Below are 26,781 nucleotides of genomic sequence, written 5' to 3' on the forward strand. Positions count from 1 at the left end.
ATGTAGCGTGGGCTGCTCAGCGGCCGAAGAGGTTCATCAGGTTCTCCCCTCGTGCCGTGCGTTCGACGACCACTCTGTTGCCCTGGCGCTGTCGGATGAGGACGCCGGTCCGTTCCAGTTGCTCCACGTGGTACGTGGTCCGGCTGGGCGTGAGTTGCACTGCCTGGGCAAGTTCGCCCATGCCCAGCGGCCGGTCCAGCGCCATCAGCACGGACGAGCGGATGCTGCCCACCAGGGTCTCCAGCGGTTGTTCGGGCAGCGGTTGTCCCGTCTCGTCGATCAGCGTGCCGAGCCCCGGCAACGGGTACCCGATGCCGACCGCAGCCCATTCGTGCGTCTGGAGCGAGTCTCGCAGCGACCGCTCCATGACGACCAGAGACGCCGGTGCTCCGGCCAGCACTGGGAACAGCTCGACTCGCCGGGCCAAGCGGGCTCTGATAGGCGTCCCCGACGTACCACGCAACCAGTCTCCTTCCAGCCGCGTGGAGGGCACCAGCCCGGCGAGTATTGCGGCGCGGTCCGATGCCGTGCGCATCAGGTCGACGCGTCGCTCCTCGTGGTCCAGCAGCGCGGCAGCGCGCGGCCAGAACTCCCGGGTGACCGAGGACGCGTCCCGGATGCTCCGTGCCGCGGCCTGGTGGAATCTCGGCTGGTTGTCGATCATCTGCCGTACCCCGAGCGGAAGCTTCTCGGCGAAGTGGTGCGCGGCATCGAGCAGGTTCGGGTCCTCCGGCGCATCGGCGATCTGCCGCAGCTTTTCGTCGATCGACAACGGCTCGAGGTAGATGTCCTCGGAAAGCGGCCCCGGGACCACGTAGCGCAGCAGCTGCAAATGCGGAACGTGCGGACGGATCAATCGGTGCAGTTCCTGCCGCCATACGCCTGGCATGCCGACCGGCATGGCGCCGGCCGTGCCGGCGACGTGCAATAGCGCCGACGTAAACGGTCGGCGGGTGAAGACGAACTCCACTTCATCGAGGTTCCGCAGATCGAGGTCGACAAACATCCGGGGCCTTTACACCTTGATCGGGGAGCCCCAGGACGCGCGAAACCACCGGCATTACGACGACCCCCCGCAACACCATTTGGTTTGGATAATAATCGTCTCCACTCCCGCGCGAAGGCGATATGCAAATGCCGACAACGTTAGGAAGCTCACACCGATCACCGGCGGGCCGGACAGCCCGAAGAGTCATACCAGCGACTGTTTGACTCCGGCGATCTTGTCGAGCGGGCCGTTGACGAACTTCGGCGAGCTGTCGGTCGACAACTCCTGTGCCAGCCGCACGGCCTCGGTGATCACGACCGGGCTGTCGACGTCGCCCCAGACCAGTTCCCAGGTCGCGGACCGCAACAGCGCGCGATCGACGGCCGGCATCCGCTCGGGCGGCCAGTCGCTGCTGCCGTAGGTCTGCAACGCGTCGTTGATCGCCGCCCAGTGCTCGACGACGCCGCGGACGATCTGCACGGTGTAGTCCGGCAACTGTGCCGGCGAACGGCTGACGTGAACGGGCCGCGCCCGGGTCCCGGGTTGTGCGTGAGCCGCCGCGGCCGTTATCAGTCGATCAACTGATCGCGCGCGGCTTCGGAGCGCAGCTCGGTCTTCGTGCGTGCGATGCGACCGCTGGCGGCATACTTCGCCTTCACACGCTCCAAGTAGGTCTTGGCGGTCTCGCGCGCGACTCCCAGCTCAGCGGCGACGGCGTCGAGCGTGAGCCCGGACGCGTAGAGGATCAGGGCACGTTCCTCCTGCCCGCTGAAGCGCGGCCGGGCTCGGTCACCGGCGATGATTTCGGCCGCCTCCGGTGACATCCACGTCGCGTGTCGCAGTGCTGTGTGTATGGCCACCAGCAGGTCCTCCTCTGAATCACGCTTGCCGACGACGCCCGCAACACCAGTGTGCAGGACCGCACGTAGCAAGGGTGCAGAGGCCATCGCCGAGAAGACCAGCACGAGGATGCCTTCGTCGACCATTCGGGCGACCGCTTGCGGATCCACGCTCGGGCCGCGGTCGACCATCAGATCAAGCAGGACCAGATCGGGTCGATCGGCGTCGGGTTGCCGTTGGGTCGCAAAGAAATCATCGAGGGTCTCGTGCGCCGACAGCAGCTGAAGACGGGGGTCCTGCTCGATCAACTCCACCGTGCGGCGGCGCTGCAGCACGTGGTCCTCGACCACGACGAGCAGTGCACGGCGATCCTCCATCAGGCCACCTCACTGTGGGTGCGCATCGACACATGGCCATGCCACCTCGATCAGGATCTGCTCGGACAGGCGCTGCATCCCGTGGCTCCAACCATCGCCAGTCGGCAGGTGCGACAGGTCGGCTTCGCGGACCCCGTCACCCACGATGATCAGCTGATCTGTCTTCGGACCACCGTACAGGCTGACTGACAGTGACTTGCCGGGAGGGGTCGCTGCGATCGCGCCCAGTACCAGCGCCCCGAGGGCGGCGGCAGAATCCGCACTCTCGGCGTCGACGCCTTCACCGCCGCGGAAGACCAGCTGTATACCACGGGCGCGCGCTTCGGCGAAGGCGCGAATCACCCACGGGCCGAGCCAGAGCATTCGTGCGTCGAGAAGGGTGGTATGGCGCAGATAGCTCTCGTGTGCGCTGCACTCTTGCTGCACTCTACTGGCGTGGGGGTCTCGGCTTCCGTCGGCGATCGAGCGCAGCAGTTCCAGTGCCTTCGCGAGGCCTCCGTCGATCAGTTCGCGCCGGCCCCGAGCGATGGCCATCTCGGCCTCCGACTCGGCGCGGGCCTGCGTTGCTGCACGCGCGGCCTCCTGCCCACGATCCGCGAGCGACCGAACAACGCCTATCACGACGTACCAGAAGGTCACCACGAATAGGGGTGGCATTGCCCCGACGACCACCACCGGAGCAGCCGGCTGCGCATGGTACTGAAGGACCACGGTGGTGACGACGACCGCAGTCGTGACCGCCGCGGCCGCCCACCAGAAGCCCGCGCGGGAGTGCAGGTTGCTACGTAACAGGATCAGGGTCGGGGTCACCGCGATCGCCTGCCACGGGATGACAGACGACTGCCCGAAGTCGACGCCGCCGAATGCCAGTACAAAACACGCTGGTGCTGCAAGAACCAGGTAGACGACCACGAGTGCTCGCGCCCACCCCGGCCACAGCCTGGCGCTCCAGGCCAAACCTGCGCCGACCGCGACCAGTGCGAGCGCCGGATAGGCGAGGGTGAGCCGGCCAGGATGGTTGGCCGACTCGATCAGGACTCCGACTGCTGTCACCGCTGCCGTCCATACCCAACCGAGGCGTTCTTCCACGGCATCCGCCAGCGACGTGGCGGTTTCTGGAGGGTCAAGCTCGGCGTGTTCGGGCCGCTGCCAGCGCAGCCTCGCATCGACACCCTGACCGGGAGCGGTCATGATGGACGCGTCGATGCCGGCGTCACGTGCCCTGGCCAGTACGGACGTGGCAAGTCCTCGGCCCGGTTCGATGTTGCCGTCGAAGCCAACGCCGCCGTCGTGGACGGTGACCGTCACTTGTTTTTCGTCGACGTGCGCGTCGACGCCGACGTCGGTCATCCCAGAATGCTTCGCGGCGTTCTGGACGAGCTCCCCGACGGCGCCGTCTAGCGCCTGCAGCGCCGCTTCCGGCAGCACGGTGACCAACACTTCGGGCGGTGTGCCGGAGTAGTGAACCTGCACCCCGTACCGAACGCTCCACTTGTCGACGTTCAACACTGGCGCGTGCGTGGGGCGCTGCGCCCACCGGGACTCCACGCGTGCGACGTCGGAACGACAACGCTCCCGGACCAGGTCGCGTGCGCTGACCGCTCCCCGACCGGCGGCCACGGAACCGAGCGTGTTGATGACAGTGTCGTGCAGGATTCGTCTATCCTCTGCGCTTTCCAGTGCGGCTTTGCGCAACGCCGCCAACCGGTGCCGCGCCCGGACCGCGTCTGCAGCAGACTTCTCGACGAAGGTCGCGTAGCGGACCAGGCTGCGGCGGGCGATCAGGCTGGCAATCGTCATACCGACGCCGGTGACGGTCGCCGAGCGTGGGACGTCGGCCGCCCAACCGGGATGCATCCACAATTCGGCGAGGCAGAGTGCAGGCAGCAGGACCGCAGACGTTGCGATGCTCGCCCAGCCGCGCAGCACGAACGCGGGCAGTACCCACCAGAGGTTCTGCAGCCAGAGCACCGCGAACAGAAACGGTGAATTCAGTTCAACCGCAACGTAGTAGTAGGCGTACAGCGACGAGTACACCGCGAGCAGTGCGACCCAGCCAGGCAGGACATCGAAACTGCCGGCGAGAGCAAGCACGGCGACGAGCAGGCAGATGAGCAGGACGGACCTCGGGATCCTGCCGCCGGACACCAAGAGTGCGCCGGCCACGACCACCTGCCAGGCCACGCCGCCAATCAGCAGCGCCTGCCGAATCGACTGGATCAACGCGCTCGCGAGCCAGCCGGGGCGGTAGTTGACGTCATCGACGCTGTCGGTCGGGTCCAGCCCAAGAGGGCTCCATCGCCCTCCAGCAATTGCAGGCGACGTCATCTGTGGGCTCTCCTACGCGACACCATCGGTCTCCTGCTGCCGTAGAACCTGACAAGAATGCCCCGCGATGTCCGGCGAGTGCTGCTGACTGCCCGCGACGTCCGCCACCTGGCCGGTGCCAGTACCAGGCTAGAGCGACCATCGGAACCTGGCAGCAGCGGGGCGGCGACTCTAGCGAGAAATAGGAGGTGACCAGCCACACCTCGAACCCGTGTGCTTCCAACCAGTAGAACGGCGGCTTCCAGTAATCGGACGTTGCCTCCATCACCACCCGGGTTACGCCCAGGTGCATTAACCGCTCGGCCATCACCTGTAGCGAGCGGGTCATTGTGGAGTAGGTCTGCACTTTCCGCACCCGCCGGGTCGATCCCTTCGGATCGGGGACTCGCACGCAGCACACCAGTTCGGCCTTGCCGATGTCCAGCGCGGCGACCCGCGTGATGCCCACAAGCGCAGCTCCCAGCATCCGACTAATCCATGGCCACCAAGGGACCAGGGAGATACGACGTCTGCGGGCAGCTACACCCCAATTTCAGCCTGGAACGGGCCACCCCGCCAGGGGCGGCAGGAGACCAATCCCTTCGACGAATCATTGGCCCGACGGCCGGCGAGAAGTCGCTGGCCATGGTTCCTCCCTCTTTGCCAGCACAGTGTCCATTGGCACCAACCGGCCGGCCGCCAGCGTCGTCCCGTCGGCCGACAGCTACCCCGTGACCCCCGCGCATCACCGCCGGACCCGCGTCACGAAATCACCAGCGCCGCGTGAACCCTGCCAGCCGTGGTCAGCCGTCGTCTCGGACCGTGACCACCGGGCACGGCGCACCTGCGGCGCAGCCCTGGCTCACCGATCCGAGCAGCAGCCCCCGGAATGGCGACCGTCCCCGGGTCCCGACCACGAGCAGTTGTGCGTCGGCGCAGGCCGCGATCAGACTCTCCGTGGGGTCACCTTGCGCAGTGGACAACTCGATCGGGACACTCGGTGTCGGAGCGATGCGGGAGACGTTGCGCACCAGCTCCGCGGCCGCTGCATCCTGCATCTGGCCCGGATCGAAGGCGCCGGGTACGGCGATCATCGGCATCTGCCACGCATACACGGCCCGCACCGGCCACCCGAGCAGGTGCGCGTGCTGCAACGACCAGGCCAGAGCGGCGAGCGAGTGCTGGGACCCATCGACGCCCACAACGATCCGCTGGTTGCTCATGCTGCCACCGCCTGTGACTCGTGGTGCTTGGCCATGCTCAGCTCGGTCAGTTCTTCCAAGGTACGGCCCTTCGGCTCCGGCAGACAGATGGCGGTCACGACCAACCCAGCGAGGGACACGAACCCGGCGACCAGTTCGGCGCCGCGGATGCCCATTGACGACGCGAGCATCTGCGGGAACAGGTAGGCCCCGACGCATGCCCCGATCTTGCCTGCAGCCGCGGAAATGCCGTGGCCGGTGGTGCGAACCTGGACCGGGAAGATCTCTGCTGGGTAGACGAAGGTCGTGGTGTTGGGACCGAACTCGCTGAACAGATAGCTGATCCCGTACAGCAGCAGGAAGGTGGCGGCGGTCTGCACGACCGACGGCACCGCGGCGATGAGAAAGAACGCCACCGCCATCATCGCGAAGCCGAGCAGTTGGATGGTGCGGCGACCGATCCGGTCCATGAGCCAAATCGCCAGCGCGTAGCCCGGCAACGCGAAAACCGCGAAGATCGCCAGTTGCAGCAGCGTGTTCTGCAGCAGGCTCGCGTGCGGGCTGAGCAGCTTCAGGACCGCGGGGCTGGAGATGGAGTTGCCGTAGTAGGCAAAGTCCAGCAGCGCCCAGCCCAGCGCGGTGCCGATCAGCCACTTGACCAGCCGCGTACTGGAGAAGAGCATCAGCGCACCCGTCAGGGCACCCTCGTGCACCCGCGCCGTCGACTCAGCAGGGGCTGGTGCGTCCGATGACTGGCCGGTGGCTGCCGCGATTGCGGCTTCGGCTTCCTGCGCCACCCCGCCGGCCAGCGCGAATCGTGGTGTCTCCTGGATCTGGCGGCGCAGGTAGAACACCGCCAGCCCCGGGATGGCGCCGAACCCCAGCAGCAGTCGCCAGATCAACTCGTGCGACAGGCCAGAGGCCAGCAACGCCGAGGCCAGCAGCGGCCCGAACACCAGCCCGGCGCCTTGCATCGCGAAGACCAAGCCGACCATTCTGCCGCGGCTGGCCTTGCCGGAGTATTCGCTCATGATGGTCGCTGACACCGGGTAGTCACCTCCCACGCCGATGCCCAGGACGATCCGGAAGATCAGCAGGGCGACATACCCGGGCGCGAGCGCGGACGCGATGGCGCCCGCGGCCAGGACGAGCACCTCGTAACCGTAGATCCGCTTCCGGCCGAGCACGTCGGCGATCCGGCCGAAGATGATCGCACCCGCCGCCGAGGCGACCAGGGTGGCGGAATTCAGCAAGGACACCTGGTTGGTGGACAGATGCCACTGCGTTTTCAGCAGGCTGACCACCACACCGATCACGAACAAGTCATAGGCGTCGGTGAAAAACCCCATACCCGACACGAACATGATCTTGAACTGGAACCGCGTAGGCCGAGAGCTGTCCAGCGCGGCGAGCCCGGGCACATCACTCAATGAAGTAGACACGTCGTGCAGGCTGTCGACGGACCCTGGAACCATCCTCCACAAACAGCAACATCGTCATGCACTGCACATGAACAATGGAAGACATCCCGCCTGGCAGGGCCACAGCGCCTCCTGGACCGGGCTACGCCCATCCGGCAGATCGCCGCCGGGCGCCATACAAAATCCGTTGCCAGCCCTCCGTAGAATGGACGAATGGCCACGAAAGCGAAGAAGTCCGCCAAGGACGAGCCGGCCAAGAAGGTCGTGGCGAGCAACCGCAAGGCGCGGCACGACTACCTGATCGAGGACACCATCGAGGCCGGCCTGGTGCTGACCGGCACCGAAGTGAAAAGCCTGCGCATGGGACGCGCCTCGCTCGTCGACGGGTATGCCGACGCGCGGCACGGCGAACTCTGGCTGGAGAACGTTCACATCCCCGAATACATCAATGGCAACTGGACCAACCACGCCACTCGTCGGCGCCGCAAACTGCTCATGCACCGGCACGAGATCGACAAGCTGATCGGCAAGTCGCAGGAGGCGGGGCACACGCTCATCCCGTTGTCGCTCTACTTCGTGAACGGCCGGGTGAAGGTCGAGATCGCGCTCGCGAAGGGCAAGCGGCAGTACGACAAGCGGCAGGCGTTGCGCGAACGGCAGGACAACCGCGAGGCGGAGCGGGCGATGTCGCACGCCGTACGCCGCGCCCATCGGCAATAGCCACTGCGACTTACACTGGACAGATGAGCGCGATTCTTGCTCGTCGTCCCGTCCTTCGCTGGGTGGCGCCCGGCGCCGCCTTGGCGGTGATCATCGCCGGCAGTCAGCTCGCTGCACATTGGCCGGCCAACGCCGCCGTCTCGCTGCCACCCAAGACCGCACAGCAACTGCTGGTCGATCTGCAAGGGGCAACGCCGCACGCGCTCAGTGGCACCGTCAAGGCAACTGCTTCGCTCGGCCTGCCGCAGCTGCCGGAAGGTATGACGGGAGCCGACGACAGCGCCTCGCCGCTCGGCCTGCTGAGCGGCACCCACACCGCCAAGGTCTGGTATGACGGCAAGACCTCCGGCCGCATCGCCCTGCTCGGCGACTCCGCCGAGACCGACCTGGTGGCCAATTCCTCGGGGCTGTGGCTGTGGCAGAGCTCGGACAAATCGGTGCTGCACGTGCCGGGCGGCTCGCTCACCTCGACACCGCCGCGCCGCACGGGTCCGGTGCACGCCGAGCCCGGCTCACGGCAGGCGATCACACCAGGTATGGCGCAGCAGTTGTCCACCCCGGAGGGTGTCGCAGCGTTCGCGTTGCGCATGCTCGACCCGAGCACCCAGGTGACCACCGACAGCAACGAACGCATCGCGGGGCGGGCGGCTTATCAGCTCGTGCTCACGCCGAAGACGAGCGGCACCACCATCGGCTCGATCCGCATCGCCTTCGACGCCGCCAACTTCACGCCGCTGCGCACCGAGATCTTCGCCAAGGGAGCCGCGAAACCGGCTGTCAACGTGGGGTTCTCGTCGATCAGCTATCAGCGTCCGTCCGCGAGCGTCTTCGCGTTCAGGCCCCCTGCAGGCGCGAGCGTGAAGACCGTCAATCCGTCGACGAAGGCCGGGCACACGCGACCCTCGGGGTTCAGCGCACCGCAGCTGGTCGGCAAGGACTGGGCGAGTGTGCTCGTCGGCAAACTGCCTGCGCACGCGACGTCCGGCGCCGCGAAGGAACGTGACGTCTTGCGCATGCTGCCCTCCGTGTCCGGTTCGTGGGGGAGCGGGCATCTGCTGAGCACGTCGCTGGTCAACGTGGTGCTCACCGACGACGGCCGCTACGCGATCGGCGCCGTCCCCGCTGCCAGCCTGTATGCCGCCCTCGGTCGAGGCTGACCCCGCACCCGACGCGCCGGCGTCGGCGGTCTCGGGCTACGCAGTCGAAACCCGTGGTCTGACAAAGATTTTCGGGTCCCAACGAGCGGTCGACGGCATCGACCTACGTGTGCCGAGCGGCGGCGTCTATGGCTTCCTCGGGCCCAACGGTTCGGGCAAGACGACCACGATCCGGATGCTGCTGGGACTGGTCCGGCCGACCAGCGGTGACCACGACATCCTGGGCCACCCCATGCCGGAGGAACTCACCGCGGCGTTGCACCGCGTGGGCTCGCTCATCGAAGGTCCCGCATTCCACCCGCACCTGTCCGGCCGGGCCAACCTGCGGCGTCTCGACGCTGCGGATGCGCGGTCGGATGCCCGCACCGCGGCGTCCCGGATCGATGCGGCGCTGGACCGGGTCGGGCTCACCCCGGCCGCGAACAAGCGATTCGGTGCCTATTCGCTGGGCATGAAGCAACGGCTCGCGATCGCGGCCGCACTGCTCGCACCGCGCGATCTGCTGGTGCTCGACGAGCCGACGAACGGACTCGACCCGCAGGGCACCCGCGAGGTGCGGCACCTGGTCTCGGAGCTCGCATCCGACGGCATCTCGGTGCTGGTCTCCAGTCACCTGCTCGCCGAGATCCAGCAGATCTGCACGCACATCGGCGTGATGAGCGCCGGGAAGCTGGTCGCGCAGGGCAGCATCGACGACTTGCGCGCGACCCGGACCGCGCGGCTGCACCTCGGCACCCCCGACCCGGCCCGGGCGGCGGCTGTACTCGCGAAACTGCCGGTTTCCCAGCTGGTTTCGGGCGATGAGACTGTCTCCGGCATACCCTCCGAGGACCTGGCGCCCGAGGATCTGGTGCGCGCTCTCGTCGCCGCCGATGTGCCGGTGCGGCGCTTCACCGTCGACCGGCCGAGCCTGGAGGACCTCTACGTCTCACTCACTGGCGAGGGCTTCGAGGTGCGTTCATGATGCGCTTCGCTCGCTCCGAAATGCGGCTGATCGCCGGGCGCCGGCGCAACCAGGCCGGTCTCGCGGTGCTCGCCGCGGTGCCGATCCTGCTCGCGATCGCTGTACGTCTCACCGAGTCCAACCCGCGCGGTGGCGGTCCGCCGAGCTTCATCGACGACATCGTCGGCAACGGCGTCTTCGTCGCGTTCGCGGCACTGACGTTGCAGTTGACACTCTTCCTGCCGCTGGCGATCTCGATGGTCAGCGGTGACGCGATCGCGGGGGAGGCGCACACCGGCACGCTGCGCTACCTGCTCACCGTGCCGGCCGGCCGCAGCCGGGTGCTGGCGGTGAAGTACTTCGGGCTGGTCTTCGGTGCGTTCGTGGCCGTCTTCACTGTCGCGGTCGTCGGCGCTCTCGTCGGTATGGCGATTTTCGGCACCGGATCGCTGACCACCCTGTCCGGCACTCAGATCTCCCTCGGCGCCGGGTTGCTGCGGCTGTTCGTGAGCACGGTGTATGTCGCGCTCGGCATGAGCTCCCTCGCGGCGCTCGGGCTCTTCGTGTCGACGCTCACCACGCAGCCGATCGCCGCGACCGTCGCGACGATGGTGCTGACCGCGGCCATGTGGGTGCTCGACGCGGTGCCGCAACTCGGCTGGCTGCATCCCTGGCTGCTTGTCGACCATTGGGCCGCCTTCGCCGACCTGATGCGTGACCCCGCCGACTGGGGCGGGGTATGGCGCGGGCTGTCGGTCGACCTCGGGTATGCCGTGGTGTGCCTCCTCGCCGCCTGGGCCCGCTTCGACGGCAAGGACATCACCACCTGAGCGCACCGCCGCGTCATACGTAGACCTCGACCGTCGGAGGCTGGGGACGGGAATCGGCGCCGTTCCTGTCCCGGACTCGCGACCGTCGCGCTTTGGGGACACTCTCACTCCGGATTTGCGTCCCGGACTCGCGACCGTCGCGCCTTGGGGACACTCTCAGCGCGGATCCGCGTGTTCAACCGGCGACCGTTGCCACTTGTGCACGCGAACCGGGCTTTCGGGTCCGCAACTGCCCGCCCTAGCTGCCCGCGTCATAAATTTGAGACCCGAGTGGTCAGTTACTTGCGAGTACGACCGGGCGAACTCGCGAGTGACTGACCACTCGGGACAGCCGTCGCAGTTCTGGGCGCCGCGGCCCCACGCGCGACCACCCTCAGACGAACAACCCACTCCCGAGGTGGTCGGAAGCGTCGCGGGCGGCGGGCGGGACGAAGAAGTAGCCGCCGCCGAACGGCTGCACGTAGTCGATCAGGGGCTCGTTGATCAGCCGACGCTGCACGGTTTCGAACTGCCGCTCCAGGTCCTGCTGGTAGGCGATGAAGATGTGCCCGGCCTGCATGTTGCCGTTGAGGTCGATGCCGAGGTCGTAGTTGTATGAGCGCCGGATCATCCGCTGGTCGGCGGTGGCGTGCGTCCGGGGGTTGGCCAGCCGGATGTGCGAATTCAGTGGGATCACATTGCCGTCGGGGTCCTTCTTGTAGTTGGGAGCGTCGAACTCGGAGGTCCCGTCCAGTGGGGCGCCGGAGTCGCGGCGCCGGCCGAACATCGTTTCCTGCTCGTTGATCGACACCCGGTCCCAGAATTCCACCAGCATCCGGATCAGCCGCACCACCTGGTAGGTGCCGCCTTGTGCCCACGCCGGCTCTTTCGGGTCGTAGACCCACACCAGGTCCGGCGCGAGCGAACCGGTTGGGTTCGCGGTGCCGTCCTTGAACCCCAACAGGTTCCGGCTGGTCCCGCTCGGCCTCGGGGGCGAGCTGTAGCCCTCGATCTTCCAGCGTGGCTGGATCGCCCCACGGGTATGGCGGGCCACGTCCCGCATCGCGTGATGCACCGCGTCGGGGTGGTTCGCGCAGAACTGCACGAGCAGGTCGCCGTGCAACCACGCCGGGTCGAGCGAGTCATTGGGGAAGGGCGGCATCTCCTTCAGTTTCAACGGCTTCCGGCCAGCGAGGCCGAAGCGGTCGTCGAAGAGCGTCGCGCCGAAGCCAACCGCTACGGTCAGCCCGTCGGCAGGCACGTTCGGTCCCAGGACGTCACTGTCCGCAGGGGTTTGACTCGGTCCGAGGTCCGGAAAAGCACCCCCGGCCGTCAGCATGCGGCCGCGCGTGGTCAGCGTCTTGAGCAGGTCCTGGAGCCCCGCGCGCGAAGTGCCGCTGACGACGTCATACGCCACGACGCCGGTGAAGTCCTGCTTGTCGCTCGGTCCCGGCGTCAGGATCCCCGACTGGTGCTCGCCGTGGAACGGATAGGTCGCGTGCGTCTTCGGGCCCTGCGTGCCGGCCGCCCGGGCATCGGCACGCGAGCCGCCGATCAGGAGTCCGCCAGCGAGGGCAGTCCCCGCCACACCTGCCGCGCCCCCGCTTAAGAACCCGCGCCTGCTAACAGCCATTGCTCTCTCTGTCCCATCTGGTCGTGCTCGTCGAATAATGTTGTTGCGGAGCGTGTTTCGGTCAATGCGCCGGTGGAACCTCGAGCAGGTTCGGCTCGACGGACAGCGTCTCCAGCAGCTGCCCGATCGCGCCATTCACGGCCTGCCGTTTGGCCAGGGGCGTGCCTGTCAGGCTCGCCCAGTGGCCGTTCACCTTGGCGGCGTCGAGCGCGTGCTGCAAGGTGGCCAGCTCGCTGCGGGCCGTGCTCACGAGCCCCGGGTCGCGCTCCTGCACCAGCGGCGCGACCTCGGTCAGCACCACCTCGTCGACCTGGGTGTCGGCGTAGGTCATCGCGTATGCCGCGTGCGCGCCCGGGTCGTCGAGCCCCGAAAGGTGATCACGCAGCGCGTCCTCGATGATCTCGTGCACGCGCAGCGGCAGGTTGGTGGGATTGCCCGCCTCGTCGTCCGTGGTCAGCTTGTGCTGCACGGTGCCGATGTCCGTGAGCAGCCGATCAGCCACAGGCACCAGTGATTTCGGTGACGCGCCGTGGTAGAGCCAGTATTCGATGCGGTGCAGGCCGGTGAACTGGGGGTCGTTCACGCCGTGCACGTATCCGTCCGGCAGCCCATCCACGGCAAGGCCTTCGTCGCCGAAGCTGTCGTATGACGCCCCGACCCGCTCCCAGTCCAGTTGCGCTGTGAGCCAGGCACGCTTCGCGGCGGCGGTGTTCCCGGCCGCCAAGTCCGATCGCAGGGTGCCGGCGTCGGTGCGCAGCTGCCGGAGCACGCCCGCGGCATACACCTGGTACTCCTTGTTTGGCGCGGTGATGTCCGCGAGCGTGACCGGTTTGAAGGCAAGGGTGGCCGACTCGCTCGATTTCCCGGTGACCTGCACCTGCGGGCCGCGCAGGGCGCCGCCGGCCATCAGGCACACGAACTGGTAGGTGCCCGGCGTCAGGCTCGCACTCATCGCGGCGGTGGTGGCGGGGCCGAGAGTCTCGATCTCGGCGACCACGGCTCCCGAGGAGTTGTCCAGGTTGATCTCGCCGGCGTGGCTGGTGGAGTTGGTGACCTGGAAGGTCTGCGTCCCGGAGTGGCCGGACGTCCAGTCCGCTCCGCAGTGTGTCTTGTCGACACGGACGGAGGTCGTGGTGCTGGCGGCGGCGCGGGGGATCACCGCGATGACGGCCGCCGCGACCACGATGGGCGTCACGATCAACGCGGTCGCCACGGACCAGACATGGGTTCCGACCAGGCGCTCCCACCGGCCGGGTTCCTCGCTCGCGTCGTCGGCGGGCGCGGCGGCCGTCCCGGTGAAGAGCAGGAAGGCGGGCAGGACGACGGCGAGGTAGACCACCCAGCAGACGACCTGCAGGACCGTCATTCGCGGGGTCAGTTCGGTGACACCACTGATCAGCGTCACCCACCAGCTGGTCGGGTCGATGTGCGCAGACAGGTCGAAGGCGATCCACCGGGCGCCGGGCAGCCAGCCCGCGTCCTGCAGGTCGCCGAGCCCGTAGGCGAGGACGCCCGCGGCGATGACGATGAGCGCAATCGCGGTGCGGTTGAAGAAGACTCCGAGGTTGATCTTCACTGCCCGGCGACAGAGCAGCCAGCACAACAGCACGGCGATCGCCAGTCCGACGAGGGCGCCGAGTAGCGGGGCGACGGTCGAGCCGGACGCCTTCGCCGCGGTCCAGATGAAGAGTGTGGTCTCCAGACCCTCGCGGCCGACGGCGAGGAAGGCCGTCAGAGTGAGGGCGCCGGCGCCGATCGCGAGGGCTCGGCTGACCTCGCCCTTCAGCTTCCCGGACAGGGTGCGCGCGGTGCGCTTCATCCAGAAGATCATCGAGGTGATGAGCACCACCGCGAGGACGCTGAGCAGGCCGCCGACCGCCTCCTGCGCGCTGCTGGACAGCACTTCGGTCGAGTAGGTCAGCACTGCGGCGAAGCAGATCGCCGTGCAGACGGCGCCCAGCACGCCCAGCCACACCGGCCGCGTGCGTACGGTCGTACCGTCGGCCGCCGCAGGTGCCTTCTGCACCGCGGCGAGTAGGATGCTGACGACGAGTCCGGCCTCAAGCCCCTCCCGGAGACCGATCAACAGGTTGGGTATGGCGTCTGCCCAGTTCACTAAACTAAGGTAAACCGAACCTAACCCTGCGCCTGACCAACTGCGGTGTGAATCTGCTGTAAGTTACCTGTAAAACCGCTGAATCAACGTGGGCCACGTCACTCACCGGGTGTTGCCCGCCCGGTGAGTGACGGCTTCCTCGGCGAGCGACGGTGTGATCTCGCCGTCTCTCGGCGAAGAAGCCGTCATTCACGGTAGGAGGCGGTATGTCGGGGAGCGTGCCGGCATACCGCGGAGTTCGTCAGTTGGAGTCCTGTTTCAGCGCGGTGTCCACGGTCAGCGCGGCCGCCACTGCGAGGGACCGCAACGGGTCCGGGAGGTCCGGCCGGATGTGCACGACGTAATTGTCGGCCGTCGTGAACATCGTCGTGAGCAGGCCCTCCCAGGTCTTGGTGATCCGGCCGACCTCGGCGCCCTGCGCGTCGAGCAGGGCGAAGTTCCAGGCGCGCCAGTTCTCGGCGTTGAGGGTGCCGACGTCCTTGCCACCGGCCTGCAGCCCGAAGCGGATCTTGCCGAAGACGTTCTGCTGCACCAGCCGGCCGATCTCGGACCCATTCGGAGCGGACACGATGACCGTCGACTTGAAGACCTTCCCAGGCCGGGTGAGCACCAGCAGCGGGTGGCCGGTGGTGTCGCGAACCTCCAGGCGATGGGTGAGGAACTGGTCGAGGTTGCTCACGAAGCGCAACGCCTTGCGCGCGGTGCTCTGACCGATCTCGGCCACCGCACCGATCTGCGCGCCGTCCTGACCGTAGACGAAGTATTCGTTGGTCAGCTCGATCAGCTTGCGCTTCTGGCTGACGATGATGACACCTTCGGTGAAGACGTTGCGGCTGCCGTCGCTGACCGTCCCGCCGACCTGCCCGGTGGCGTGGCCGCCGAACGTCTGGTCGCCATACCCCTGCGCGAAACCCGGCGAATGCACTTGCTGTGCGGGCTGATTCGGTTGGGCGGGTTGCTGGGCCGGCTGCTGGTGATCGGTCCACTGGGTGCCGTCCCACCAGCGGACCATGCGGTTGTCGCGCGGGTCGGCATACCAGCCGGGTGGCGTGGAGTTCGGGGGCTGTGCGGTCATGGTGCTTCCTCGGGTGACGGGGTGAAGCGGGGACGGGGTGGTGCGGACGGAGTCAGTCGGTCGCCTTGCGGGTCAGCCGCCACTGGGTGAACACGGCATACACAGCAGTCAGCACCAGGAGCATCACGATCTCCAGGACGAACACGCCGGCCGAATGCTTCCACAGCGAATCCGTCTGGGAGGCAAGGATCTTGGTGACGTCCGTCGTTGCTGCGGTGCCGGCGAAACCCCATCGGGCGGGCGTCAGCCAGGACAGCTGCTCCAGGCCGACCCGGCCGTTGACCGGGAAGAGCCCGCCACACAGCGCCAGCTGCGCCATGATCGAGATGACCAGGGCCGGCATGGCCTGCTCGGAGGTCTTCACCACACTCGAGAGCAGCAACCCGAGTGACGCCGCGGCAAACGCGGTAAGCCAGCACATCAGAATGATCTCCACCATCGGGGAGCCCAGCAGAATTGCGCTGTCCGGCATCGGTTTGCGGATGCTGACCAGCGCCACCATCAGAATGGACTGCAGCAGGGTGAGCACCCCGAAGATGGTCAGCTTGCCCGCCAGGTAGGCCTGTGGCGAGAGACCGACCGCGCGCTCGCGGTTGTAGATCGCGCGTTCGCCGACCAGTTCGCGGATCGTCGCCGCAGTGCCCATGAAGACCGCCCCGATGATCAGGAAGACCAGCAACTGCAACGGTTCGGTGGTGTGGTAGTGCACATCGCCGGGGTCGCGCCCGATCGGCGGCTGTTGTTTCAGGCCGTAGCTGCCGGGCACCAGCATCGCGACGAGCGCGAGCGCGATGGGCAGCACGAGCATGAAGATCGAATACCCACGGTCGGCGAGTATGACGCGCACGTGTCGCCGCGCCAGCGTCGACAACTGGGACGGGATGCTCTGCTGCCGCGGCGGCTTCTCCAGCGGCGGCGGCTCCCGGCGCGGCGCGCTCAGCGGGCCTTCGACCTGTTCGGACTCCAGCGGGGAGTCCTTGAAGCGCTGCTGCGCGCCGTTCGGGTCGGTGCTCACCGAGGTGAACACGTCGGCGAAGTCGTCCGCGCCGAAGAAGGAGAGCAGCTCGTTCGGCGGCCCGAAATAGGCGACCTTGCCGCCCGGCGCGAGCAGCAGCACCTTGTCGCACACGTTGAGGTTGGCGACGCTGTGCGTGATCACGCCGACCGTGCGTCCTCCGTCGGCCAGCTGGCGCAGGGTCTGCATGACCTGCTTGTCCAGGCCTGGGTCGAGGCCGGACGTCGGCTCGTCCAGGAAGAGCAGTGACGGCTGGGTCAGCAACTCCAGCGCGACCGAGGTGCGTTTGCGCTGGCCGCCGGACAGCTTGTCGACCCGGGTCTGCGCGTGCTCGGTGAGACCGAGCTCGGCCATCACCTCGTCGACCCGCTGGTTGCGCAGCTCGGCGGGCAAGTCGTCGGGGAAACGCAGCTCGGCCGCGAAGCGCAGTGCCTGCTGGACGGTCAGCTGCCGGTGGACGACGTCGTCCTGCGGGACGACGCCGATGCGGTGCCGCAGGTCCTGGAAGTTCTGGTAGAGGTCTCGGCCGTCGTAGTAGACCTCGCCCTCGGTGGCCGGCTGCGAGCCGATCAATGCCTTGAGCATGGTCGACTTGCCCGCGCCCGAGGGCCCGATGATCGCCAGCAGGCTCGAGCCTTCGAGTGCGAACGACACGTCGTCCAGCAGCTTCTTGCCGTCCGGCAGCGTGAAGGTCAGGTGGTTCGCGACGAAGTTGACGTCGCCTTCGTCGACGCTCGCGACGAGCTGGCCCTGGCGCACCGTGAAGCGCGAGTGGCCGACGGCGAGCAGGTCTCCTTCGCCGAGGTGCCCGGCGTTGACCCGTTGACCGTTGACGTAGGTGCCGTTGCGGCTGCCGAGGTCCTGCACGTCGAATCCGCCGTGCGACGGAACCAGCCGGGCGTGCTGCCGCGATGCGAGCAGGTCGTCCAGGACGATCTGGTTCTCCAGGCCCCGGCCGATGGTGATCGCACCGCCACGCCCACCGCTGGGAGCGGGCTCGACCGGCATCACTTGCGGCACGGAGCCGGTCACCGTGGCGTGGCCGGACGCCGAGACGGGTGCGCGTTGCTCGATCGGTCCGCTGGGCAACTGGAAGCGGTCGAACACCACGCCGGTGTTGCTGGGAGTGCTCGGCAGCGCCACCCGCTGCTTGCGGACGGGCGGCCGCTGCGTCGTCGGGGCGGTCGGCATACGAGCAGCACTTGCCTGTGACGGGGCTGCGCCCGCGTGGGCCGGGAGGGATGCCGCGGCACCGGCCGAGCCGGGCAGCTGGCGCTGACCACCGGTGACCGGTGGTGTGCGGACCGCCGCGCCGCGCGGTGCTGCCTCGAAGCGCAACTGCGGACCGGCCGCGCCGCCGATTCGCACGCTGCTGCCCGGGCCGACGGCCATGGGCGCGCTGATCCGGCTCCCGTCCAGGAAGGTGCCGTTCGAGCTGCCCAGGTCGGTGATGGTGAGCTGGGTGCCGTCCAGGCGCAGCTCGGCGTGCCGGCGGGACGCGAGGGCGTCGGTGATCACCAGGTCACAGTCGAGTCCGCGCCCGACCACGATGGTGCGGCCGGATTCGAGCGGAATCGCGCGCCCCTCGCACGAGACGTTGACGGCGAAGTTGGTAGCGATGGCTGCTGCCCCTTGCTGTTTCGATGCGGCGCAGCGTCAGTGCTGGCCCTTCCCGTTGCGCACCTTAGCGAAGGCGGGCGGTTCAGACGTTGAGCAGCCAGCCGTCGCGGACTTCGAAGGTGGCCGCGCCGACGCCGATGCGGTCGCCCTCCGACAGATGCGTGCGTTCGACGCGTCGCCCGTTGACATAGGTTCCATTGCGGCTGCCCAGATCTTCCAACACCAGCCCGGCCGGGTCGGCGGTGATCCGCACGTGCTGGCGCGAGACCAGCATGTCGTCCAGCACGATCGAGTTGTCGCGGCCGCGGCCGATGGTCAGCGCCTCGGGCTCGTCCTGCTGTCCGGCGGGCGGCTCGGCGACCGCCGGCGTCGTGACCGTCGCGGCTTCGTTCACTGGCGCGTGCTGCGCCGGCGCGTCGTAGGAGGGCCACTGCTGCTGGCTGGGTTCGGGGGCCTGCGGCTGCGGGGCCGGCGGCTGCAGGTCCATGACGGGGTTCGCCTCAGGCTCGGGCGCGGGGGCGGTATGCCGCGGTTCGTCGACAGGTGCCGACTGAGGTTCGGCGACCGGGGTGGCGGGCTGGGCCGAACGCCACTGCTCGGCGACTTCCTGGGCCGTCTGTGCGGTGCCGGCGGCGACCCACTGTTCACTCGATGGTGCCGGGTGCGCCGGCTGGGCCCACGGGTCTGGGCCGCGCCAGGGCGCCTGGGACGGCTGCGGTGGTCCGGACTGCCAATCGATCTGGGCCGGGGCGGCGGGTTGCGGACGCGCCGGTGCGGGCTGCTGCGGGGCGGCAGGTTGCTGCGGCGCAGCCGGGCCGTCATTCCACGAGCCGCCGGCCTGCGCGGGCGCGCCCCACTGCTGCTGGTTCCACTGCTGCGGCTCGCCTGCCGGCGCGGATTGCGGGGATCCTGCGTCATACCCCTGGCCCTGCTGCCCGGGGTATGCCGGCCGACCCCACTGCTGCTGGTTCTGCGAGGGGTCTTGGGGGTAGCTCATCAGGGCCTCCAACGGAATCGACACACGCCGGTCATCAGCCTAACCTGCGCCCGGCGTATCCCTCGACGGTCGAAGGCTCGCGTATGGCGCGGGGCGTCATACGCGACGTAACCCTCGACGGTCGAAGGTTGCGTACGCCGAGGCCGGTGGCGCTGACTAGCCTGGACGCAGCGCCGTCGAACCCGTCGACCGGAAGAAGGTCCCGATGAGCCAGCCCATCACGACCAGCACGCCGCCCGCAGTCGCGCAGCCACCCGCCCGTGATCACGGGCAGACCGGACGACCACGGGTGGTCATCATCGGGTCCGGCTTCGGCGGTCTCTTCGCCGCGCGCACGTTCGACGGAGCGGACGTCGACGTGACGCTGATTTCGTCGACCGCCTATCACCTGTTCCAGCCGCTGCTCTACCAGGTTGCTACCGGCATCCTGTCCGAAGGGCTGATCGCGCCGGCCACCCGCGAAGTGCTGGCCAAGCAGCAGAACGTCGAAGTCGCGTTCGGCACGGTCACCGAGATCGACCTGACGGCGCGGACCGTCACCTCGACGACGCTCGGCGTCGAGACGACCTACGGCTACGACTCGCTGATCGTCGCGGCCGGGGCGGGACAGTCCTACTTCGGGCACGACGAATTCGGTGAGTTCGCGCCCGGCATGAAGAGCATCGACGACGCACTGGAGTTGCGCGCCCGCATCTTCGGCGCTTTCGAACTTGCCGAGTTGGCAGCCGCTTCCGGCCGCAGCAAGGACGTGCCCGCGCTGATGACCTTCGTCGTGGTGGGCGCCGGACCGACCGGTGTCGAGATGGCCGGCCAGATCGCGGAACTGTCCGCCCGCACCTTGCCGCGCGACTTCCGCCACATCGCGTCCGAGGACGCCCGCATCATCCTGCTCGACGGCGCCGACCAGGTGCTGGCCAGCTTCGGCTCGCACCTGGGCACGAAGGCGCAGCAGCGGCTGCAGAAGATGGGCGTCGACGTGCGCCTCGGAGCGATGGTCGTCGGCGTCGACGCTCAGGGCGTCGAATACCGCCGCTCCGACGGCACGACCGAGCGCGTGCCGGCGCTCACGAAGGTGTGGGCCGCCGGGGTCCAGGCGAGCAGTCTCGGCGCGACGCTGAGCGAGCAGACCGGGGCCGAGCTCGACCGCTCCGGCCGGATCAAGGTCAACCCCGACCTGACCCTGCCCGGCCATCCCGAGGTGTATGTCGTCGGCGACATGATCTCGTTGGACAACCTCCCGGGGGTGGCGCAGGTCGCCATACAGGGCGGGAAGTATGCCGCCGAACAGATCATGCGGCAGCTGAAGGGAGAGCCGGCCGGGCCGAGGTTCCGTTACGTCGACAAGGGCTCGATGGCCACCATCTCACGGTTCAGCGCCGTGGCCAGTGTCGGGAAGCTGCGCGTGTCCGGCTTCCCGGCCTGGGTCATGTGGCTGGCCGTACACCTTTGGTACATCATCGGATTCAAGAGTCAGGTCACCACGTTCTTCCACTGGGCGGTGTCCTTCCTCGGGAGTTCGCGGGGCGAACGTACGGCGACACAGCAGCAGATCTTCGCGCGCGGCGCGCTGGAGAGACTCGGCTCGTCGTACCCGCCCAGGGTCTTACTGGGCACCGGACGCTCCGAGGTGCCGGACCACGGGGGAGACGCTGCGCCGGCGGCGGACGACAGGTCGTGAGGGAATCCCGCGCAGCGGCTGCGCCACTCGCGTCGTAGGGTGAGCGGCCATGCGGCCCCACTACCCGATCGCGACCCGTCGCCTCGACAACGGACTGCGCGTCGTCGTCTCCGCCGACCACGCGGTGCCGACCGTCGCAGTCAATCTCTGGGTGGGCGTCGGCTCCCGCCACGAGCAGCCCGGGCGCACCGGACTGGCCCATCTCTTCGAGCACCTGATGTTCCAGGGGTCGGAGCACGTCGCGGAGGGTGAGCACTTCGCGGCGCTGCTCGCCCAGGGCGCACAGCTGAACGCGACCACCTGGGTCGATCGCACCAACTACTTCGAGGTGGTGCCGACGGGGGCGCTCGAGCTGGCGCTCTGGCTGGAAGCGGACCGGCACGGCCGGCTGCTGCCCGCTCTCACCCAGGACAACCTCGACAACCAGCGCGACGTGGTGAAAGAGGAGAAGCGGCAGCGCTACGACAACGTGCCCTACGGCACGGCATATGCCGAGCTCACCGCGCTCGTCTTCCCGGACGGCCACCCCTACCACCACACGACGATCGGCTCGATGGACGATCTGGACGCCGCGTCGCTGTCCGATGTGCGCGAGTTCTACAGCCGTCATTACCGGCCCGACAACACCGTGCTGACGCTTGTCGGCGACATCGACGGTGAGGCCGGATTCGGCCTTGCCGCAAAATATTTCGGCGAACTGACCAATCCGGATGAGCCGCTGCGCGCCGAGCTTCCGCCGCCGCTGCCACCCCTGACGGAGCCCGGCCGGTTCGAGCGGGCGGACGCGGTGCCCGCGAACCGGCTCTATCTGGGTTTCCGGCTGCCCGCAGGGGGCACGCCGGACTTCGTGCGCGCCGATCTGAGCTTCGACGTGCTGGCCGGGCTCGCCACTTCGCGTCTCTACCGGCGGCTGGTGCGGCGCGATCAGCTGGTGACGCATGTCTCGCGCAACGCCGGAGGCCGGGTGGCAGGCACGTCGATGGGGGCGTTCATCGCGGACGTTGCCGATGGCGTGGCGGTCGAGCGCGTCGAGGAGGCGATCGGCGAGGAGCTGCGCCGCCTCGCCACGGAGCCGCCGACATCGAGCGAAATGGGAGCAGTCACAGCGGATGTCGAGCGCTGGTGGCTGCAGAGCCTGGCCCAGCCGGGGGAGCGCGCCGACGAGATCAGTGGCAGCACCTTGCTGTATGACGACCCCGAACACCTCAACACCTATCTCGACGAGGTCGCGGCGGTGACGGCCGACGACATTGCGGACGCTGCGGCCGCGCATCTCGACCCGCAGTCGGCGGCCGTCGTGGTCTACCGCAAGGAGGCACAGTGATGGTGCAGCAACGTCCGCAGGTGACTCCGGCAGCGCCATGGTCGTTCCCGGTGCCGCGCGAGCACCGCCTCGGCAACGGCATCCGCGTGCTCCTCTACAACCTGCCCGGACAGCACATCACCTCCACGCGCCTGCTCGTGCCGGCACCGCTCGCGGTCGAACCCCGCGAGATCGAGGGAGTCGCCACGATGGTCGCGCGCACGATGGACGAGGGCACGGGCAGCCACACGGCCGACGAGATGGCCGAGCTCTTCGAGCTGAGCGGCATCGCGTATGGCGCAGGGTATGGCGCGCGCGGCCTCACTCTCGAAACCGAAGCAACGGCAAGCAAATCCGCTCAAGGATGGGCGCTGATGACCGAGTGTCTCCAGGAGCCGGCCTTCCCGGAGGCGGAGGTGTTGCGGCACGTCCGGCAGCGGCTCGCCGAGATCGAGCACGAGTCGGCGTCGCCGGACACGCGCGCCTCGCTGGAGTGGGCCGCGACTTTCTACGACGACCGGTCCCGCGCTGCTCGCGCGGCTGCCGGCACCGCCGAGACGGTCGCCCGGATCACGCCGGAGGACTGCGCCGCGTTCCACTCCCGGTGGGTGCGACCGGAGGGCGCCACAGTCGTCGTCGCAGGCGAGCTCGACGAGGCGCAGGCGCTGCGCGACCTGGAGTCGACACTCGGCTCCTGGTCCGTGGAAGGTGTTGCGCCGCAGGATGATTCGCCTGTTGCGATCGTCGCCGACGAGCCCACGCGCGTGCGTTTCGTGCACCGGCCGGGCGCGGTGCAGACCGAGCTGCAGCTCGGCTTCTTCGGGCCGGACCGCCGGGTGGAGGGGGGCTGGGCGCCATACCCCGCAGTCGGTTTCGCGGTTGGCGGCTCGCCGAACGCCCGGCTCGACGCGGTGCTGCGCGAGGAGAAGGGTTATACATACGGCATCCGGGCCGGCTACCGGCCGCGTGACGTCGGTGGCATCTTCGTCGTGTCGGGGTCGGTGCGCGGCGACGTCACGGTCGAGGCGACCCGGCTCACGGTGGAGATCCTCGACGCGGTGCGTGACGGTTTCACGGCCGAGGAGACGCAGGCTGCGACCGACTACATCGGCAAGACCGCGCCGGCCCGCTATGCGACGGCGGACTCGGTCGCCGACGAGGCATCGCTGCTTGAGTCCGTAGACCTGGGAACGGATTTCGTTTCGTCATACCTTGAGCAACTGGCGACGCTCACCCCGCACGACCTGGACGCAGCCTGGGCACGGTGGGCCGGCGAGCCGCGCGCCATCGTGCTCGTGGGCGACGCCGAGGCGCACGCGGACGGGATCCGCGCGCTGGGCATCGGCGACGTCGAGGTGGTGGAGTAGTCGAGGTGGTGGGGTAGCCGCCGCGCTCCGGCGGCGCCCGGCCCATCCCCGCGGGCCCATCCCCGCGAATGACGGCTTCCTCGCCGAGCGACGGTGAGATTGCGCCGTCGCTCGGCGGACTCGCCGTCACTCGGCGGGTGAGTGGGGCTCCCGCACCCGGGCCCGCACCCGCAAGTGCAGCACCCGCTCCAGCGCGCGTTCTTCGCGCACGTCCCGGACCCGGCCTTCGAGCAGCATGGTGAGCGACACCAGTCCGATCAGCCGGGATGAATCCGCGCGGTCGACGACGGGCATCCTGTCGATGGCGTGGGTGGCCATGGCGTTCGCGGTCTCGCGCAACGTCTGATCGGCATGGGTGACGACGGGTGTGGTGATGCACAACTCCCGCACCAGCCGGTCGCCCTCTCTCTCGTGGACGGTGGTCTCCAGCCGGGTGCGGGTGATGACGCCGACCAGCCGGTCGGTGTCCTCGACGACCGGGTAGAGCATCTGCCGGCGCGACTCGACCCGGTCCGGCTCGGTTCCGGAGATGAGCTCCAGAGCGCGGGACACCGGTAGGTCGCTCCGGTAGGTGAGGATGTCACGCGACATCACCTCGCCGACGAAGTAGATCTCCAGCGGGTCGACGTCATACTCGCGCGTCAGGTGATAACCGCGCCGGGCGATCTTCTCGGTGAGCACCGAGCGCTTCAGTAGGAGGGCGGAGATCGCGAATGCGGTCGACGCACCGATCAGCATCGGCAGGACCGCGTCGAACCGGCCGGTCAGCTCCAGCGCGAAGATGACTCCGGTGAACGGCGAGCGCATGACGCCACCGAGCACGCCGGCCAGCGCGACCAGCGCCCAGAAGCCGGGGCCGACACTGGGGAAGATGTGCGCCTCCAGGGCGCCGAGTGCGCCACCGATCATGAACATCGGCGCGAGGATCCCGCCGGAGGTCCCGGACCCGAGGGACAGCGACCAGATCAGCGTCTTGACGATCAGGATGCCGACGACCAGGCCGAGCGAAATGGTGCCGTCCAGCTCGGCGCCGATGATGTTGTAGCCGACACCCAGCGCTTGCGGCACGACCAGGCCGCCGATGCCGATGATGATGCCGCCGATCGCCGGCCACCACATCCAGTGCACCGGCAGCCGCCGGAAGCCGTCCTCGGCGGCATAGACCAGCATGGTGGCGACGATGGCGAGGAGCGCGGCGACGACGCCGGTCACGACGCACAGCAGGTCGGCCGCCGGTGTCACGTGCAGGGCGCCGTGCACCGGGAAGAGCACGCCGTCGCCGAGCATCGGGTGGCGTATGACGGTGGCGACGCACACCGCGGTGGCCACCGGCACATAGCTGCGCGGTCGCCATTCGAAGAGCAGCAGCTCGACAGCCAGCATCACCGCTGCGAACGGAGTGTTGAAGGTCGCGGCCATTCCGGCCGCGGAGCCGGCGACCAGCAAGGTCTTGCGTTCGTCCGCGGTCAGGCGCAGGAACTGCGCGAAGAGCGATCCGATCGCGCCGCCGGTCATGATGATCGGGCCTTCGGCACCGAACGGCCCGCCGGTGCCGATCGCGATCGCCGACGACACCGGCTTCAGCACGGCGACGCGCGGCTGCACCTTGCCCCCGCCGAGCAGGATCGCCTCGATCGCCTCGGGCATGCCGTGCCCGCGGATCTTCTCGGAGCCGTAACGCGCCATGACACCGATGACGAGGCCGCCGAGAACCGGCGCGAGCAGCACGACATACCACGGGGCGTGCCCGCCGTCCGGTGCGACAAGTCTGGTGTCGAAGCGCTGGTAGAAGACAGCGTTGGTGATGATCCCGATGAGCCGCAGCAACGCCCAGGCGACGAGGGCAGCGACTGCACCGACCGGGACCGCGAGCGCGGCGATGAGCAGCAGGCGCGGTGTCGCGCGGAAGTCCCCGAGGTGGTGGACGTCGCGCGGTAGTTCGTGTGGCGCGACCAGTTTGGTTGTAGGCACAGGAGATTCACCCGTTGTAGCTCGCGAATATGTCGTAATACGACTAAATCGTAGTACGACACAATATAGGATGGGAGCAGTGCAACAGGAGGGACTCTCGCCGTGGCGGGTCATCAGCGTGTCACCGACGCGGATTACGCGCGCCTGCTGCGCCTGCGCACGCGGCTGCGCCAGTTCGAGCGCTGGAGCGCGGAGCAGGCGGCGGCCCGTGGACTGACCGCCAGCCAGCACCAGCTGCTGCTCGCCATACGAGGGCACGGCGGCGCCGAGGGACCGACCATCGGCGAGGTCGCCGAATACTTGCTGGTGCGGCACAACACCGCTGTGGAACTCGTCAATCGCACGCAGGAACTCGGGCTGGTCGAGCGGATCCGGGACGGCGCGGATCAGCGGGTGGTCCGGCTCGCGCTGACCAGTGAGGGGCGCAAGCGGCTCAACGAGCTGTCCGCCGAGCACCTGGAGGAACTCGCCCGGCTGGCGACGGTGGTGGAGGAGTTGTTCGACGCGTTGCGCACCTAGGGTATTCGCAAAGAGGTATTTGCAAATAGATCTTTGCAGTGTACTTTTGTCGTATGGCGAAAGAACAGCGGCGTGCCGTCGGCCGGGTCCGCCCGGACCTGGATCAGCTCAAGGCGCTGAGCCACCAGGTGCGCCTGACCATGCTGGGCAAGCTGCGCACGGAGGGGCCGGCGACGGCCTCGTCACTGGCTGCGCAGCTAGGCCTCAACTCCGGTGCGACCAGTTATCACCTGCGTCAGCTCGCGGACTGCGGTCTCATCGTTGAAGATTCGGAGCGTGGCAACAAGCGCGACAGGTGGTGGAAAGCGGCACACGAGTCGACCCTCACCGATCCGGCCGAGATCGACGGCGCTGAGGAACGTGCCGTGCTGGGTGCCTATCACGCGGTTGTCGCCCACCAGGCCGCCCTGCAGATCGAGCAAGCAGCCGCGGAGGTGCCCGAACTACCGCGCGAATGGGCGGATCTCGTGGGTGCGAGCGACTACAACGTCTATCTGACGCCGGAGCAGGTCACGCGGGTGAAGGATGCCGTCTACGCGGTGCTCGCCGAGATCGCCGAAACCGCACGCGATCCGGAGAGTGCCCCGGCCGGTGCGGCACCGGTCGTATTCCAGTTCCACACCTTCCCGCGGCCGGGCGCGCTTACCCACTTACACGATGGGGACGCCGAATCATGAGCGAGCGCAGCGACCGACTAAAGGGCACAGGGTGAATGGCGACCCC

22 protein-coding genes are annotated in these 26,781 nt (G+C 68.2%); 9 read left to right on the top strand and 13 right to left on the bottom strand.

Annotated elements, in window-relative coordinates; all coding sequences use genetic code 11:
• Positions 1 to 16: 16 nt before the first annotated feature.
• From EFY87_RS12675 to EFY87_RS12705, 7 genes are all read right to left on the bottom strand, one after another.
• Positions 17 to 1,006: a winged helix-turn-helix domain-containing protein gene (locus EFY87_RS12675; protein ID WP_123271846.1), complete on the bottom strand. Its 990-nt coding sequence runs from the start codon at positions 1,004 to 1,006 to the stop codon at positions 17 to 19.
• Between the two features lie 186 nt (positions 1,007 to 1,192).
• Positions 1,193 to 1,483, bottom strand: a complete 291-nt coding sequence (gene nusB, locus EFY87_RS12680) for a transcription antitermination protein NusB (protein ID WP_158607624.1) — start codon at positions 1,481 to 1,483, stop codon at positions 1,193 to 1,195.
• A gap of 74 nt (positions 1,484 to 1,557) precedes the next feature.
• Positions 1,558 to 2,205, bottom strand: a complete 648-nt coding sequence (locus tag EFY87_RS12685) for a helix-turn-helix domain-containing protein (RefSeq protein ID WP_123271848.1) — start codon at positions 2,203 to 2,205, stop codon at positions 1,558 to 1,560.
• 9 nt (positions 2,206 to 2,214) lie between these two features.
• On the bottom strand, positions 2,215 to 4,533 hold the full coding sequence (locus tag EFY87_RS12690; protein ID WP_148043321.1) for a sensor histidine kinase: 2,319 nt from the start codon (positions 4,531 to 4,533) through the stop codon (positions 2,215 to 2,217).
• Positions 4,463 to 4,999 (bottom strand): IS110 family transposase, encoded by a 537-nt coding sequence (locus EFY87_RS20930; protein ID WP_245988623.1) that lies wholly within the window; start codon positions 4,997 to 4,999, stop codon positions 4,463 to 4,465. Before EFY87_RS20930 ends, EFY87_RS12690 begins: the two co-directional genes overlap by 71 nt.
• Positions 5,000 to 5,315: 316 nt before the next feature.
• On the bottom strand, positions 5,316 to 5,735 hold the full coding sequence (locus tag EFY87_RS12700) for a universal stress protein (protein ID WP_123271850.1): 420 nt from the start codon (positions 5,733 to 5,735) through the stop codon (positions 5,316 to 5,318).
• Positions 5,732 to 7,156, bottom strand: a complete 1,425-nt coding sequence (locus tag EFY87_RS12705; protein ID WP_220093615.1) for an MFS transporter — start codon at positions 7,154 to 7,156, stop codon at positions 5,732 to 5,734. The genes EFY87_RS12700 and EFY87_RS12705 overlap by 4 nt, the downstream gene beginning before the upstream one ends.
• A gap of 192 nt (positions 7,157 to 7,348) precedes the next feature.
• Between EFY87_RS12705 and smpB the strand changes: the two genes are divergently transcribed.
• The 4 genes from smpB to EFY87_RS12725 are packed head-to-tail and all read left to right on the top strand — an operon-like array spanning position 7,349 to position 10,785.
• Entirely contained in the window at positions 7,349 to 7,855 is a 507-nt protein-coding gene (gene smpB, locus EFY87_RS12710; RefSeq protein WP_123271852.1) for an SsrA-binding protein SmpB, read from the top strand.
• 23 nt (positions 7,856 to 7,878) lie between these two features.
• Positions 7,879 to 9,012, top strand: a complete 1,134-nt coding sequence (locus EFY87_RS12715) for a LolA family protein (RefSeq protein WP_148043322.1) — start codon at positions 7,879 to 7,881, stop codon at positions 9,010 to 9,012.
• The gene (locus tag EFY87_RS12720; protein WP_123271854.1) at positions 8,990 to 9,976 is read left to right on the top strand and encodes an ABC transporter ATP-binding protein; all 987 of its coding nucleotides are present in this window, start codon (positions 8,990 to 8,992) and stop codon (positions 9,974 to 9,976) included. Before EFY87_RS12715 ends, EFY87_RS12720 begins: the two co-directional genes overlap by 23 nt.
• Positions 9,973 to 10,785 carry an ABC transporter permease gene (locus EFY87_RS12725; protein WP_123271855.1) on the top strand — a complete coding sequence of 271 codons (813 nt, stop codon included), beginning with the start codon at positions 9,973 to 9,975 and terminating at the stop codon, positions 10,783 to 10,785. The genes EFY87_RS12720 and EFY87_RS12725 overlap by 4 nt, the downstream gene beginning before the upstream one ends.
• Before the next feature lie 373 nt (positions 10,786 to 11,158).
• Here EFY87_RS12725 and EFY87_RS12730 read toward each other — a convergent pair whose 3' ends face one another.
• The 5 genes from EFY87_RS12730 to EFY87_RS12750 all read right to left on the bottom strand — a co-directional run bounded on the left by EFY87_RS12730 (position 11,159) and on the right by EFY87_RS12750 (position 19,220).
• The gene (locus EFY87_RS12730) at positions 11,159 to 12,352 is read right to left on the bottom strand and encodes a Dyp-type peroxidase (protein ID WP_245988624.1); all 1,194 of its coding nucleotides are present in this window, start codon (positions 12,350 to 12,352) and stop codon (positions 11,159 to 11,161) included.
• Positions 12,353 to 12,458: 106 nt separating this feature from the next.
• Complete coding sequence (gene efeU / locus EFY87_RS12735; RefSeq protein WP_123271857.1) at positions 12,459 to 14,513, bottom strand: iron uptake transporter permease EfeU; 2,055 nt, start codon at positions 14,511 to 14,513, stop codon at positions 12,459 to 12,461.
• 241 nt (positions 14,514 to 14,754) lie between these two features.
• Positions 14,755 to 15,588, bottom strand: a complete 834-nt coding sequence (locus EFY87_RS12740) for an LURP-one-related family protein (protein WP_123271858.1) — start codon at positions 15,586 to 15,588, stop codon at positions 14,755 to 14,757.
• Between the two features lie 52 nt (positions 15,589 to 15,640).
• Positions 15,641 to 18,223, bottom strand: coding sequence for an FHA domain-containing protein (locus EFY87_RS12745; protein ID WP_123271859.1), 2,583 nt, complete (start codon positions 18,221 to 18,223; stop codon positions 15,641 to 15,643).
• Positions 18,224 to 18,305: 82 nt separating this feature from the next.
• The gene (locus EFY87_RS12750; protein WP_148043323.1) at positions 18,306 to 19,220 is read right to left on the bottom strand and encodes an FHA domain-containing protein; all 915 of its coding nucleotides are present in this window, start codon (positions 19,218 to 19,220) and stop codon (positions 18,306 to 18,308) included.
• 205 nt (positions 19,221 to 19,425) lie between these two features.
• Here EFY87_RS12750 and EFY87_RS12755 point away from each other — a divergent pair, with 205 nt between their 5' ends.
• The 3 genes from EFY87_RS12755 to EFY87_RS12765 are packed head-to-tail and all read left to right on the top strand — an operon-like array spanning position 19,426 to position 23,568.
• Positions 19,426 to 20,898 (top strand): NAD(P)/FAD-dependent oxidoreductase, encoded by a 1,473-nt coding sequence (locus tag EFY87_RS12755; protein WP_123271861.1) that lies wholly within the window; start codon positions 19,426 to 19,428, stop codon positions 20,896 to 20,898.
• A gap of 49 nt (positions 20,899 to 20,947) precedes the next feature.
• A complete protein-coding gene (locus EFY87_RS12760; protein ID WP_123271862.1) occupies positions 20,948 to 22,222 on the top strand; it encodes a M16 family metallopeptidase in 1,275 nt (424 codons plus the stop codon).
• Positions 22,222 to 23,568 carry a M16 family metallopeptidase gene (locus EFY87_RS12765; RefSeq protein WP_123271863.1) on the top strand — a complete coding sequence of 449 codons (1,347 nt, stop codon included), beginning with the start codon at positions 22,222 to 22,224 and terminating at the stop codon, positions 23,566 to 23,568. The genes EFY87_RS12760 and EFY87_RS12765 overlap by 1 nt, the downstream gene beginning before the upstream one ends.
• Positions 23,569 to 23,694: 126 nt before the next feature.
• Here EFY87_RS12765 and EFY87_RS12770 read toward each other — a convergent pair whose 3' ends face one another.
• Positions 23,695 to 25,539 (bottom strand): chloride channel protein, encoded by a 1,845-nt coding sequence (locus EFY87_RS12770; RefSeq protein ID WP_220093616.1) that lies wholly within the window; start codon positions 25,537 to 25,539, stop codon positions 23,695 to 23,697.
• 102 nt (positions 25,540 to 25,641) lie between these two features.
• Between EFY87_RS12770 and EFY87_RS12775 the strand changes: the two genes are divergently transcribed.
• Both EFY87_RS12775 and EFY87_RS12780 read left to right on the top strand, forming a co-directional pair.
• Positions 25,642 to 26,058, top strand: coding sequence for a MarR family winged helix-turn-helix transcriptional regulator (locus tag EFY87_RS12775; protein ID WP_123271865.1), 417 nt, complete (start codon positions 25,642 to 25,644; stop codon positions 26,056 to 26,058).
• A 53-nt stretch (positions 26,059 to 26,111) separates the two neighbouring features.
• Positions 26,112 to 26,735 carry an ArsR/SmtB family transcription factor gene (locus EFY87_RS12780; RefSeq protein ID WP_123271866.1) on the top strand — a complete coding sequence of 208 codons (624 nt, stop codon included), beginning with the start codon at positions 26,112 to 26,114 and terminating at the stop codon, positions 26,733 to 26,735.
• Positions 26,736 to 26,781: the final 46 nt, after the last annotated feature.

Origin of the sequence: Flexivirga caeni, from assembly GCF_003724155.1 — a bacterium.
In the GTDB taxonomy this organism is placed as follows: domain Bacteria; phylum Actinomycetota; class Actinomycetes; order Actinomycetales; family Dermatophilaceae; genus Flexivirga; species Flexivirga caeni.